The organism is Alteromonas sp. ABH4_454 (genome assembly GCF_056311775.1).
In genome coordinates, this window is sequence record NZ_CM149972.1 from 4499133 (window position 1) to 4512227 (window position 13095).

The window sequence follows — 13095 nt, forward strand, 5'->3', positions numbered from 1 at the left end:
GCCGCCCTCAGGTTTACTTAGAAGAAACCAAGTGGGTTGATGTCGTAGCTTACCAATAGATTTTTTGTCTGCTGGTAGTGATCTAGCATCATCTTGTGGGTTTCGCGGCCAATCCCCGATTTCTTGTAGCCGCCAAATGCAGCGTGAGCTGGATACAAGTGATAACAGTTCGTCCATACGCGACCTGCTTCAATCGCTCGACCTACGCGGAATGCTACATTCGCATCGCGGCTCCATACACCAGCGCCAAGTCCGAAGCTTGTATTATTGGCAATCTCAATCGCCTCTTCTTCGGTTTTGAAGGTTTGAACAGCGATTACCGGACCAAAAATCTCTTCCTGGAACACACGCATGTGGTTTTCACCCTTCAAGATAGTCGGCTGAATGTAGTAGCCTCCATCAAAGCCTGGTAACTGTTCTTTCTCACCTCCAGTGACAACCTGAGCTCCTTCTGACTTACCGATATCGATGTATTTAAGGATCTTTTCGAACTGCTCGTTAGATGCCTGCGCGCCTACCATGGTGTCTGTGTCTAGTGGGTTGCCGCGTTTGATCTTCTGAATTTTTTCCAACACTTTTTCCATGAAAGCATCATAGATGTCTTCGTGAATAATCGCTCGAGAAGGACACGTACATACTTCACCTTGGTTGAAATAGCCAAGCACTAACCCTTCCGCACACTTATCGATAAATTCTGGTTCGTGATCCATAATGTCTGCGAAGAATAAGTTTGGCGATTTGCCGCCAAGCTCTACAGTAGATGGAATAAGGTTTTCGGCAGCACAGCGAAGGATGTGCCCGCCAACCGGCGTAGAGCCAGTAAATGCAATTTTTGCGATTCTTGTGCTTGTTGCAAGGGCCTGTCCAGCCTCTGCGCCGAACCCGTTAACAATGTTTAGTACACCCGGCGGTAATAGGTCTTGGATTAGTTCGGCGAACAATAAGATAGATACTGGCGTTTGTTCTGCTGGTTTTAACACCACTACGTTACCGGTAACAAGTGCTGGCGCAAGTTTCCATGCCGCCATAAGTAGCGGGAAGTTCCATGGAATGATTTGTCCAACTACACCATAAGGTTCATGGAAGTGATACGCCACCGTGTTTTTATCAATTTCACCGATGGTGCCTTCTTGGCTTCGAATACAGCCTGCGTAATAACGATAATGGTCTGCGCAAAGCGGGATGTCGGCATTCAGTGTTTCACGAACGGCTTTACCGTTATCCCAAGTTTCTGCAACGGCGAGTAGCTCTAGGTTTTCTTCGATGCGATCGGCTATTTTCAGAAGAATGTTAGAACGCTCAGCTACTGATGTATCTGCCCAACCTTTTTTCGCAGCGTGAGCTGCATCTAACGCAAGCTCAATATCTTCAGACGTTGAGCGAGGGATTTGTGCGATGTCACTGCCATCTACTGGTGATGTTGCGGTGAAGTACTCACCTTTAACCGGTGCAACCCATTCGCCATTGATAAAATTACCGTAGCTTTCTTTGAAGCTTACGACCGAACCTTCACTACCTGGCTTTGCATAAATCATAAGAAGTACCTTTTGATAACTTTGCGCGTACCACGCGCACTAACTTGGTTTGTTGTGTAGTTTGATAATGGTACTTTTACGTTGTACCTACCATGATGCGATAGACCGATTTGACTCCTACTTTAGGAGGGGAAACCTATGGCTACTTGCCACTTTTCTCGACAAAAGACACCGAATGAGACGCTGAAAGCTCTGCATCACCGATGTAACCGTGTTTAGCCGCAATGGCTGAAAACTGCGAGGGCACCGCGTCGAGCTTTCGCTTAATGACGGTAAGTGCGTTAGAGACAGTCTTAGCCGATAGGCCCAACTCATCAGCAATATCGAAGCGGGATTTATTCATTGCTATCGCAATAAATATTTCGAACTCACGTTTTGTTAATTTGGCAGCAATGTCCACATTGGTATCGAGAAGTTGATTGGCTAAATTTACCGCCAGGCCTCGCTCAATATACTTTTGCCCTTTTGCGACGACCTTAATTGCCGAGATCAATATTTCAGGCGAACTACTTTTACTGATGTACCCCATAGCACCGGTCTGCATGGCGCGGTGCAATATGACACTGTCTTCGAACATACTGAAAAAGATAATTTTTAAATCTGGATGTCGCTTCAAAAAAATCTTGGCTAAAACAAGGCCACTTTCATTTGAAAGGTTTATGTCGAGGATTAAGATCTCAATGTCACTACTGGCTAATAAACGATGGGTTTGTGCACCGTTTTCAGCATCAAAAATACGGCAATCGGGCATCATCGCATTGAGTAAAGCTTTGTATCCTTCACGTACCACAGCGTGGTCGTCGACAATCAGAATATTCATGCGACGTTAGCGCCCATAAGAGGAGGCATTTTTTTAAGGGTAAGGGACAGCGATACAGCAACGCCGCCATCATCTGGTGACGTCACACTGCAATTTGCTCCTATACAACGCGCTCGGCTGCGCATTGAAGACATGCCAATATTTTCTACAATGTGGTTACCCAATCCCCGGCCGTTGTCTTTGACCATCACAGAAACCCGGTGAGTATCGCCATAAATTTGAATGCTAACCTTGGTGGCCTTCGCATGCTTAATCACGTTATTAATGGCTTCTTGAGCAAATCGGTAAAGATGAATATCTCGCTCATTATCTTCTTGATAGCGCTTTAGATTAATTGACACGTTCCACTGCGTATCGGGCTGTGCCACTTCTTGTTCGTAAACCAGACGTTCTAGCGACGACTGAAGAGAGACTCTATCCAAAACAAGCGGGTGAAGGTGAGCAGTGAGCTTTCTAATTGCATCGCTTATTTGATGTGACATCACCTGAACTTTCTGAGCAGAGAATTCAACAACAGAGCGCTCTTTTGCGTTAACCAGAATATAGGCGTGGGCTTTTATCGTTGTCAGCAACTGCCCCACGTTATCGTGAAGTTCTCTGGCAAGGTAATTTCGCTCTTGCTCTTGAAGAAGAGCTAACTGCTTATCTATTTTGATGAGCTGCTTTTCTTTTGTTTTAAGCGCATTTTGCAGGTGCTTAAATTGATTTAACACCCTGTTCATTTCGGTAATATCTGAATGTGGTAGAGGCTGTGATTCCTTGCCTTCTCGTAGCTTAGATAACGCTTCAGCGAGCTGATTTAGCGGCACTAACCTTTGTTTAACCGCTACATTTAATGTAAATAGAAGCAGAACAAAAGTCGCAAAAAACAGCCCAGCTACCAAGGCAAAAAACGTAAGATTCTGAGTGAGCTCAGTAGTATCGGAAGGCGTAACAATAAGATACTGATTTTCCTGAATTGGGATGATAACGGGTGTCAGTGCATTGCGTTCAGATGTAGACATTGCTGAGGGCTGCTCTGCCCGAAGACGGCCCGTGAAATAATGGGCAGATAAGTGAGGACTAGGCTCTACAATTGCTTCGATATCAGCGACAGGGATATTGAGGTTTACCATTTCTCGCACTTGATTAAGCGCGCCGGTCATTTCTTCCTCTATATTATCCTGTATGTGGAAGTAGACCAGACAGGTAAAAACCAAAAAGCAGCCAATGAATACGGCCACTACAGCTGTAGATATTTTCGTAAAACCTGACATAAGCGCCCCTGCAAGCCTTTTATTACAGGGTTATGCTATACAGCATGCGCTCAAAAGCACATCCTGCAATAGGGGCGAATTCATCCTACCAAGGTAGGATGAACTCACTTTTTCAAGCATAGGTGTTACAAGTGAGGCAATAGGTACGCTTATTGATTACGTTCTACACGTTCATGTCAACGCTACTTATTAATGTTTAATTTACAAGCTGACTGCTAAACTGCCCGACTGCATCCACAACTTCCTTCGCGCCGTTTTGGATTTGCTCAATAACCTCACCCGCTTCGTTGGCGTAATTAAGCCCAGACTGTGCTTTTGCATCACCCTCATTCACAAGGTTTACGGCATCGGTTGCCAACGTTTGGTTGTGCTTGACCACATTGATAATTTCTTCCGTAGCCTCGGTAGTACGCGACGCTAGCTGGCGTACTTCGTCTGCCACTACGGCGAAACCTCGTCCCTGATCGCCAGCGCGCGCGGCTTCAATGGCCGCATTTAAAGCTAGTAAGTTAGTTTGCTCGGCGATGGCACTGATACTACCTATGATAGTGGCTATCTGCTGAGACTGGCTATCTAGTGCGTTTATTCCTTCCTTAGCTCTGTCCATTTGATCCGACAGCGAAGACATTTCAGAAAGCAATTCACTTACTACTTCCTTCCCTCGAGATGCAATTTGATCAGTAGTATTAGAAGAACGATAGGCAATATCAGCAGCATTAGAGATTGCGTTTTCTCTAGCAACTTGCTCAGTAATATCGGTAGCTAGTTTAACCACTTTATACATGCGGCCGTGAGAGTCACAAATAGGGTTATAAGTCGCCTCTAACCAAAAGCTATTGCCATGCGCATCAAAACGTTCAAAGCGCCCTGCAACGAATTCACCACGGGCTAGACGATCCCAAAAATTTTTGTATTCCATAGAATTAGCGTATTCAGTATCGCAGAATATTCTATGGTGCTTGCCCTTTATGTCGTTCAAACTGTATTTAACGGTTTTCAAAAAGGCTTCATTAGCGTCTTGAATTACACCATTGAGATCGAACTCAATCGCCGCATTAGATTTGTGTAAAGCAGCTACTAAGTCTTCGTGTTCTTTCGACTTGGCGATGGTGCGCGTGAGGTCATTTAGGTTTACCGAGTATTTATGTATATTGCCATTAATATCGAAAATAGGCTCTACTACACCCCGCAGCCACGCCTCATCACCAGTTGCACGCACAAATTCTATTGCCCCCCAGTAGTGAACGCGCTGTTCAAGGGCATCTTTTAACTTTTTAAAATGAGGAGTGTTCCGTGCAATTTCAGGAACAAATTCAAAAAAGCGTTTACCTTTTACTTGAGACAGAGAGTAACCTAGTTCCTCTTCGAACATCCTATTGACCTCGTCAATCTCACCACGCTCGTTTAGGCGAAGAAAAATCATGTCTTCACGTAACCCGTCTCGCACTTGCTTGAGTATGTGTAGTTCCTCTCTAAGTGCTTCGTTTTCTTTAACTAAGTGTTTATTGAACATAGGATCTTCCCTGACAGAGAATGGCAGTAATATAAAATGTATCGGCAGTTGTTTATCGTGCCTTAACTATAATTTGATTAATGTAAGCAAGATTTACAAAGCGTGATGCTTAAGTTTGTTTTTTCGACAGTACCTTATGATCTAGTTTAGTCATGCAATAAATATAGCCTAGACCACATTCACCACTTGGGTTAAATGAATACAGACAAATTTCTTCGCTTTTATCCTGCGTTTTTTTCACATATTTACTCAGCAAAAGACAGTAGATGATCGTCTAATTTTTTAGTCGAGAAATTTTGAATGGTATTGCGCAACTTTATCTGTAAGCCATTGTGTGAATACCTGAAAGCGTGCTTGAGAATGGGTTTCCTTGTGTGTGGCAAGCCAGAACGTACGCTTAATATGAATCTCGTTTTCAATGAGTCGAACTAAGCCTGGCTGAGTTTCAGCCATAAATTTAGGCAGAATGCCTACCCCTGCGCCATTTACAAGCATTTGATACTGCGCATTAATACTGGTGCTGCGCAGCGCACTTAGCTGTGACAGCGCGGTCTCTTCAATGAACTTCAATTGGGGGGCGTAAACCAAATCAGGCACGTAACTCACTAAATTGAACGCGGTGAGTTCTTGTAATGTTCGTGGTTCGTTGTCGCTGATAAGGGACTGATGGGTATAAAGATAAAGATTATAGTCAGTCAGTTTTTGGGTAACCAGTAAGCCTTTACTAGGCTTTTCTAGCAAGATAGCCATATCGGCTTCCCGTTTATTCAGGTTTAGAAAACCGCTTGTTGCCACAAGCTCAATACTAATTCCTGGGTACTGCTTTTTAAAATCGGGGAGTAATGGCGCTAAAAACCAGCTACCGAAACCTTCGGAAACGCTTACTCGAATCGTGCCCGCTAAGTGGGAACGTTCATCACCTAGTTCGTTTTGGGCCTCTAAAAAGTAATGCTCTGCTTTTTCAATATACGTAACCAACTCACTACCATGTGTGGTTAGCACATATCCCTTTTTCGTTAGCTCGAACAACTTACAGTTTAATGAGTCCTCCAGTTTTTTTACACGACGAATTAACGTGGTAGGGTCTACCTTCAAGCCTTTAGCTGCAATAGCTACACGACCATTTCTTGCCAAACCAAGAAACAAGCGCATGTCATCCCAATTCACTAAAACACCTGCATTTTTACAGCACCATACTGCAAGTATATGTATTGTCTTTGCAAACACAAGGTTTCAATATTGTTAAAAACCCTAGGAGCTATGTCATGAGAAAGATTGTTCACTTTATTGCAGGTAAAGATTTTGAGGATAGCAGCGAAAATACCGCGTCGGTATTTGCGCCTAACACAGGTGAAGTACAGGCTGAAGTTAGTTTAGCTAACATTTCAACGTTGGCCTATGCAATTGAAACAGCCCAAGCTGCACAGGTTGAGTGGGCAGCAACAAATCCTCAACGACGCGCTCGTGTCATGTTCAAGTTTAAGGAGTTAGTTGAAGCAAACCGCGACCGCTTAGCGGCACTATTATCAAGCGAGCACGGTAAAGTGTTGGTTGATGCGCAAGGTGATATTCAGCGCGGCCTTGAAGTTATCGAGTTTGCCTGCGGCATTCCTCATGCGCAAAAAGGTGAATATACCGAGGGCGCGGGCCCAGGTATTGATGTGTATTCCATGCGCCAAGCACTTGGTGTAGTGGCGGGTATTACGCCATTTAACTTTCCCGCCATGATCCCAATGTGGATGTTCGGCGTTGCAATTGCGTGCGGTAACGCGTTTATTTTAAAGCCATCAGAGCGCGATCCGTCAGTACCTGTTGAGTTGGCAAAGCTTATGATTGAAGCAGGCCTTCCTGCTGGCGTACTTAACGTTGTACACGGCAACAAAGAAGTGGTTGATGGTATTTTAGATCATCAAACTATTAAGGCGGTGAGTTTTGTAGGCTCTTCTGATATTGCTAACTACGTGTACGAGCGTGGCGCTCGTGCTGGAAAGCGCGTTCAGGCTATGGGCGGCGCGAAAAACCACGGTATCGTAATGCCTGATGCTGATTTGGATCAGGTGGTAACCGACTTAGTGGGTGCTGCATACGGCAGTGCCGGTGAACGCTGCATGGCGCTGCCGGTTGTCGTTCCGGTTGGCGATGAAACCGCTGAAAAACTTAAAGCCAAGCTTATCCCGGCGATTAAAGACATTATGGTAAGTCATAGTGAAGATCCTAATGCTCATTATGGCCCTGTGGTTACTGCTGCGCACAAAGAGCGCGTTGAAAGCTATATCGACCTTTGCATAGAAGAAGGTGCTGAGCTTGTTTACGACGGTAGAACCAGTCAGATTCCAAACAACAGTCAGGGCTACTTCATCGGCCCCACATTCTTCGACCACGTGACTAAAGACATGCGCTCATACCAAGAAGAAATTTTTGGCCCCGTGCTGCAAATGGTGCGCGCTAAAGATTTTAATGAAGCGGTTAACTTAGCTAGCGATCATCAATACGGTAATGGCGTTGCTATGTACACCCGTAACGGCCATGCGGCGCGTGAATTTGCGCAGCGCGTAAACGTAGGCATGGTGGGAATTAACGTGCCTATTCCTGTGCCGGTTGCTTATCACACTTTTGGTGGCTGGAAACGCTCTGCATTTGGCGATACCAACCAGCATGGTATGGAAGGAGTGAAGTTCTGGACCAAGGTTAAAACCATTACTCAGCGCTGGCCTGATGGCTCAGATACCAACGACAACGCCTTTGTTATTCCAACCATGGGCTAAGTGAGGAGACGATTATGACCACAGTTGCATTTATTGGCCTAGGTAACATGGGCTCGGGGATGGCAGATAATCTGGTTAAGAACGATTACAACGTACTGGCCTTTGACTTAAGCGAAGTGGCGCTGGCAAAAGCTAAAGAAGCGGGATGCACTATCGCTCAAAGTACCGAACAAGCTGTTTCTGAAGCTGACATCGTTATAACTATGCTACCCGCAGGCAAGCACGTAAAAGATATCTATTCAAATCAGATCCTGGCTTCTGTACGCGAAGGCACCTTGCTTATTGATTGCTCCACCATTGACGTGGAAACGGCGAAAAGTGTGTCAGAACTGGCTGAGAAAAAAGGCCTTAAAATGCTCGACGCCCCGGTTTCTGGTGGTGTTTCAGCAGCCGCAGGCGGCACGCTCACGTTCATGGTGGGCGGCGATACTGACGCTTTCGATAAAGCGCAAGGCGTTCTTGGTGCGATGGGCAAAAAAATTGTTCATGCAGGCGGCCATGGTGCGGGGCAAGCGGCGAAGATTTGCAACAACATGCTGCTGGGAGCGACTATGATTGCGACGTGTGAGAGTTTCCAGCTGGCACAAAAACTTGGCTTAGATGCGCAAGTATTCTTCGATATCGCGTCAAATGCCTCGGGACAGACATGGTCAATGACCACCTACTGCCCAGTAAAAGGTGTGGGGCCACAAAGCCCTGCTGATAGCGATTTTGCTGGCGGTTTCGCTTCTGCGCTTATGCTCAAAGACTTGGGGCTGGCCATGCAGGGCGCGAAGGGCGTCAACGCGCAAGTACCTATGGGTGAGCTTGCTGCAAAGTGGTTTGAAATGCATTGTGAAGAAGGCAATGCAGGAATGGATTTCTCTTCAATAATCAACCGATTAGCATAAGAGAAAACCAACATTTCTCCGACGGCTACTTTCCCTCAGAAGAGGTGGCCTTCTTACTGAGCGAGTAAAGGATTTTACTCGCTCTTTTTTTTATTTTAAATTAGCCGTGGCTACGCCTTTTGATAGTTTGCTGCTTTAACCTTAAAAAGTTTACTTTTTTGGCTGGTTAAGCATGTCGTCATAAGCATCCATTTCCCAAGGAAGTTCACCTGGACTGGTATCAAGGAAATGCAAGTAGCTTTCAAACTGGTCTAAGATATCCTTGGCGATACTCTCCTTATCATAGCCATAAATATCGTAGGCTTGACCGCCGCGTCGAAGGAACACTTCAGCACGAAAGTACTTTTCCGACTCGTCATCTTCCGAGCGCAGCTCTGCGTAGCTAAACCCTGGTACTAAATACTCGGTCATGCGAATGTCGTAGATAAAGTCCATGTGATCGTGACGCTCAACAGTGAAGGTGGCTCTTCCCGCTTCCTCATCAAGTTTAACGAACGCCTCCCACTCTCGCGCTTTCAAAGCAGCCTGAACGTCTTTCATCGCTGCAATCACCGTTTTATCAATAAATTCATGCACCTCGTTTCGACTCGGGTAATCGACCATTGCGGCAAACCGGCCTTTAAGGCTAGTTGTCCGACCATGATTTCTATTCAGCGTATTTGCCGTCAAACTATTATTTCGATAGCCCTCGATGACAAGTGCACGCCAAAGTCCTGCTGCAGACGCTAACATTATGAAGGCAAAAGGTAAGGCACTTGCTATGGTCATAGTTTGCAGTGCATTTAGTCCACCAGCCAACAGCAGTACCGCTGCAACGGTTCCTTCCAAACACGCCCAAAAAATACGCTGCCATACCGGACTTTCTTCTTTCCCCCCAGAAGCAAGCGAGTCGATAACCAGCGATCCTGAGTCTGATGAGGTAACAAAAAAGGTAATGATTAATAACACGGTCAAACCAGACATGATTGACGCACCGGGTAACAAGTCGTAAAGCTTAAACAAAGCTACGGCCTCGTTTTCCTGTACATCACTAATAAGCGTCGTCACCCCTTGGTTCATAATGGCATTTAGTGCTGTGTCACCAAACACGGAAAACCAAAGGAAAGTAAACATGGTAGGCACTAACATTACACCAAACACAAACTGTCTAATGGTCCTGCCTCGACTTATTTTGGCGATAAACATGCCTACAAACGGCGCCCAAGCGATGGTCCAGCCAAAAATAAACAGGGTCCAGTTCCCTATCCAGTCACTACGACTGTAAGCTTGTAGATTAAAAGTGCGCTCGATAATACCGTTAACATAACTCCCTGTGTTTTGCAGAAAAGTCTCTAAAATATGAACGGTTTCCCCCATGACAAAAACTGTGCCCATAAGAGATACAGCCAAAAGCATGTTCAGAATAGAAAGTCGCTTGATGCCTTTATCCATTCCCGCAATAACCGATATTGTTGCGGCTATCGTCACTATAGCGATAGTACCTACCTGTACCATGATGTCGATGGGGATATCACCGGACAGATAGTTAAGCCCCGCATTGATTTGCGTAACAGATAGTCCAAGGGTAGTGGCGATACCAAACAGTGTTCCTAGAATGGCAAATACATCTACTGCATGACCTATTGGGCCATAAATCTTATCTCCTATCAGCGGATACAAAGCAGAGCGAATAGATAGGGGCAAACCATGACGAAAAGCGAAATAGGCAAGCACCAAGCCCACTAACCCATAAATCGCCCATATGTGGAAACCCCAGTGAAAAAACGCGATTTGCATAGCTTGTTTCGCCGCATTAATAGTTTCAGCCGATCCTGCTGGCGGTGAAGAATAGTGCAGTACAGGCTCTGCCACGCCGAAGTAGAGCAGCGCTACCCCGTAGCCCGCAGAAAATAACATTGAAAACCACTCAGGAAAGCTATATTGAGGCTCAGCATGATCGGGCCCCAATTTGATATTCCCCCAGCTAGATGATGCAATCGATACAATAAAGACCAAAAAAATTGCCACCGACAGCATATAGAACCAACCGAAGCTTTCGGTGATCCATGCCAATGTGTTGTTGAAAGCCTCGGCTGCGAGTTCGGGGTTACTGATTGTTCCGATAACCAGAAGCAGAATAATGGCAACGGCGGGAAGAAATACAGGAAGAAGGATGGTGGAGTTGTTTACTTGACCTTTCATAGCAAATCCCTTTTCACTTACAGGTAAACTAATAACCTGCGAAAGTTTAAACACTTTCTTTTGTTACTAGCGGAGATCGGGTTTGGTTCAGGTTAGTCCAGATTTAACAAGGTGGTGTAGATCTCAGAACTTGTTTAAAGCGCTAACTGCAAAAAGTTAGCTGGAAAGAAAAAGGGTTCTACTTGGTTTTAATTTAGAAAACAACAAGCAGAACCCTTTTAAAGTGCTTTTTATGTCATCGGGCTTTTAGTGATGTCCACCACAACAGCCACCTTCATGCTCAGCCCAGTTTTTGAGTTTGGTGGTTTTACCTATGCCTGGGTTAAAGCTGTTGGTTGGGTCGAGTTCGCGATAGAAGTTCTTAAGAGCGTCTTTGGCGAAGTACTCATGACCCACGTTGTGCTCTGCAGGATACTCAGCACTTCTAGCATCAAAGGTTTCAAGGATTTTTCCTTTTAGCACTTTCGCGTCGGCGCCTTTCTTCAATACATAGTTTTGATGCATTACGTGGCAAAACAAATGACCGTAATACAGTTTGGTATCTATCTGGTCATCTATTTCTTTAGGCAACACTTCAAACCAATCAGGGTCGTTACGGCGAAGCGCAACGTCTATGGTCATCATGGCGCCCACGTCTTTACTGTGCATCACGTGGTAGCGACCTATTGCTCCACCGGCAACAAAGCGGTGTAAAATCGCTTTGTCAGCTTCGTCTTCTGTACACTCAAAGTAGCTGCCTTCATTAGCTTTGAAGAACTCATCTAGGTAGGCTTTGGCTTCATCTACCCCATCATTACTCATTTCCAAAATCCAGTGGTGTTGATACTTGTCCCTGAACTCTTCCATGCGCTTTGGTAAGTGATTAGGAAAAATATAGCTCATGTACTGCATAACACGGTCTGACATTTTGTTGGGTAAAAAACCTAACTTGTCAGTAAATGCATCGAATTTGCGTTTAAACGCAAACAGTTTTGGAATGAACTTCGCCCCAAGCTTGCTGATAACGATAAACATATCTTTGCCGTATTTCTTCGACACGTCGTAGCAATCGCGGTGAAGGTACTCACCCGAGTCAGGCAAGTTCTCAAAAGTAGAAAGAATGTCGCGACGAACTTTGGTAAACACTGCAGCGTCGTTAGACCCCACATAAAATACCTGCTTTTTCTCAGGAATAGGAAACGTGTCTAGCCTCACTGCGAACACGGCAAGTTTACCCGCACAGCCTGAAGCCTCATGAAGTCGCCTGCCGTCATTGTTGAAACGCGATGGCGTGTCAGAGTCTACATCTCGTACACGCTCATCATATTCGTTATCTGAGGCGCGAGCGTCGGGGTGCTGTACATCAGTTTCTTTATAACGCTTGTTTTCAAGATTATTTAAAATCTCTTCTGGTTCGCTACCTAAATTGATGCCAAGGTTGTTTACTAAAGATAACTTGCCGCTGGCATCAATTTGCGCAAAAAGAGCAAGCTCGGTATAGGCAGGGCCTCTTTTTACTAAAGCGCCACCTGAATTGTTGCAAATACCACCCACGATAGAAGCACCAATGCACGAAGAGCCAATAACCGAATGTGGCTCTCGACCGTAAGGCGCAAGCGTCTCTTCCAACCCAAACAAAGTGCTACCCGCTAAGCCAACAATTTGCTTTCCATTGTCCACCAGTTGAATCTCATCAATTCGCATGGTGCTTATGATAACAAGAGGCCTATCGTAATCTTTACCGTCTGGCGTAGAACCACCTGTCAATCCTGTATTTGCCGCCTGCATAATTACCGCAACATCGGCTTCAACACAAAGCTTCAACACGCGCCAAATTTCGACCAATGTCCCCGGTCTTACTACTGCGAGCGCCTCACCTGCGCCAAAGCGAAACCCTTTGGTATAAGGCTGCTTCTTCGCTTTATCAGTTAACAAATAGGCTTGCCCTACTACATCGCGCATAGATGCAATCAAAGACTGAGTGTCAACATTTACGGTCATGGTTCTCTCTGTGTGTTGAAGTTTTGGAAGGATTAGCTTGGTGATGAACTATACACTAACGTCATTTTTAACAAAGGGGGCAAACGTTTTTTATAGAGATAATTTACTTATATTTAATTCACCGATTACTTAAAAAACAGCTATTTTTAAGCAAA

At 45.2% G+C, this 13095-nt stretch carries 9 protein-coding genes; 2 read left to right on the plus strand and 7 right to left on the minus strand.

The genetic code is table 11. From position 1 onward, the window contains the following. Window positions 1–17: 17 nt before the first annotated feature. The 5 genes from exaC to ACYX4W_RS19610 all read right to left on the minus strand — a co-directional run bounded on the left by exaC (window position 18) and on the right by ACYX4W_RS19610 (window position 6291). Window positions 18–1535: an acetaldehyde dehydrogenase ExaC gene (gene exaC, locus ACYX4W_RS19590; RefSeq protein ID WP_118492296.1), complete on the minus strand. Its 1518-nt coding sequence runs from the start codon at window positions 1533–1535 to the stop codon at window positions 18–20. A gap of 142 nt (window positions 1536–1677) precedes the next feature. Beyond that, entirely contained in the window at window positions 1678–2355 is a 678-nt protein-coding gene (locus tag ACYX4W_RS19595; protein WP_476074280.1) for a response regulator, read from the minus strand. After that, window positions 2352–3611: a sensor histidine kinase gene (locus tag ACYX4W_RS19600; RefSeq protein ID WP_474804961.1), complete on the minus strand. Its 1260-nt coding sequence runs from the start codon at window positions 3609–3611 to the stop codon at window positions 2352–2354. The genes ACYX4W_RS19595 and ACYX4W_RS19600 overlap by 4 nt, the downstream gene beginning before the upstream one ends. 196 nt (window positions 3612–3807) lie before the next feature. Beyond that, window positions 3808–5124, minus strand: a complete 1317-nt coding sequence (locus ACYX4W_RS19605; RefSeq protein ID WP_476074281.1) for a methyl-accepting chemotaxis protein — start codon at window positions 5122–5124, stop codon at window positions 3808–3810. A gap of 282 nt (window positions 5125–5406) precedes the next feature. Further along, complete coding sequence (locus tag ACYX4W_RS19610; protein WP_474854566.1) at window positions 5407–6291, minus strand: LysR family transcriptional regulator; 885 nt, start codon at window positions 6289–6291, stop codon at window positions 5407–5409. Between the two features lie 98 nt (window positions 6292–6389). On the opposite strand from ACYX4W_RS19610, the gene ACYX4W_RS19615 reads away from it, so the two are divergent. Further along, window positions 6390–7889, plus strand: coding sequence for a CoA-acylating methylmalonate-semialdehyde dehydrogenase (locus ACYX4W_RS19615; RefSeq protein WP_476074282.1), 1500 nt, complete (start codon window positions 6390–6392; stop codon window positions 7887–7889). A 14-nt stretch (window positions 7890–7903) separates the two neighbouring features. Next, complete coding sequence (gene mmsB, locus ACYX4W_RS19620; protein ID WP_476074283.1) at window positions 7904–8779, plus strand: 3-hydroxyisobutyrate dehydrogenase; 876 nt, start codon at window positions 7904–7906, stop codon at window positions 8777–8779. Between the two features lie 150 nt (window positions 8780–8929). On the opposite strand, the gene ACYX4W_RS19625 is transcribed toward mmsB, so the two are convergent. Both ACYX4W_RS19625 and dld read right to left on the minus strand, forming a co-directional pair. Continuing rightward, window positions 8930–10960 (minus strand): BCCT family transporter, encoded by a 2031-nt coding sequence (locus ACYX4W_RS19625; protein WP_476074284.1) that lies wholly within the window; start codon window positions 10958–10960, stop codon window positions 8930–8932. 246 nt (window positions 10961–11206) lie between these two features. Then, window positions 11207–12940: a D-lactate dehydrogenase gene (gene dld, locus ACYX4W_RS19630; RefSeq protein WP_476074285.1), complete on the minus strand. Its 1734-nt coding sequence runs from the start codon at window positions 12938–12940 to the stop codon at window positions 11207–11209. Window positions 12941–13095: the final 155 nt, after the last annotated feature.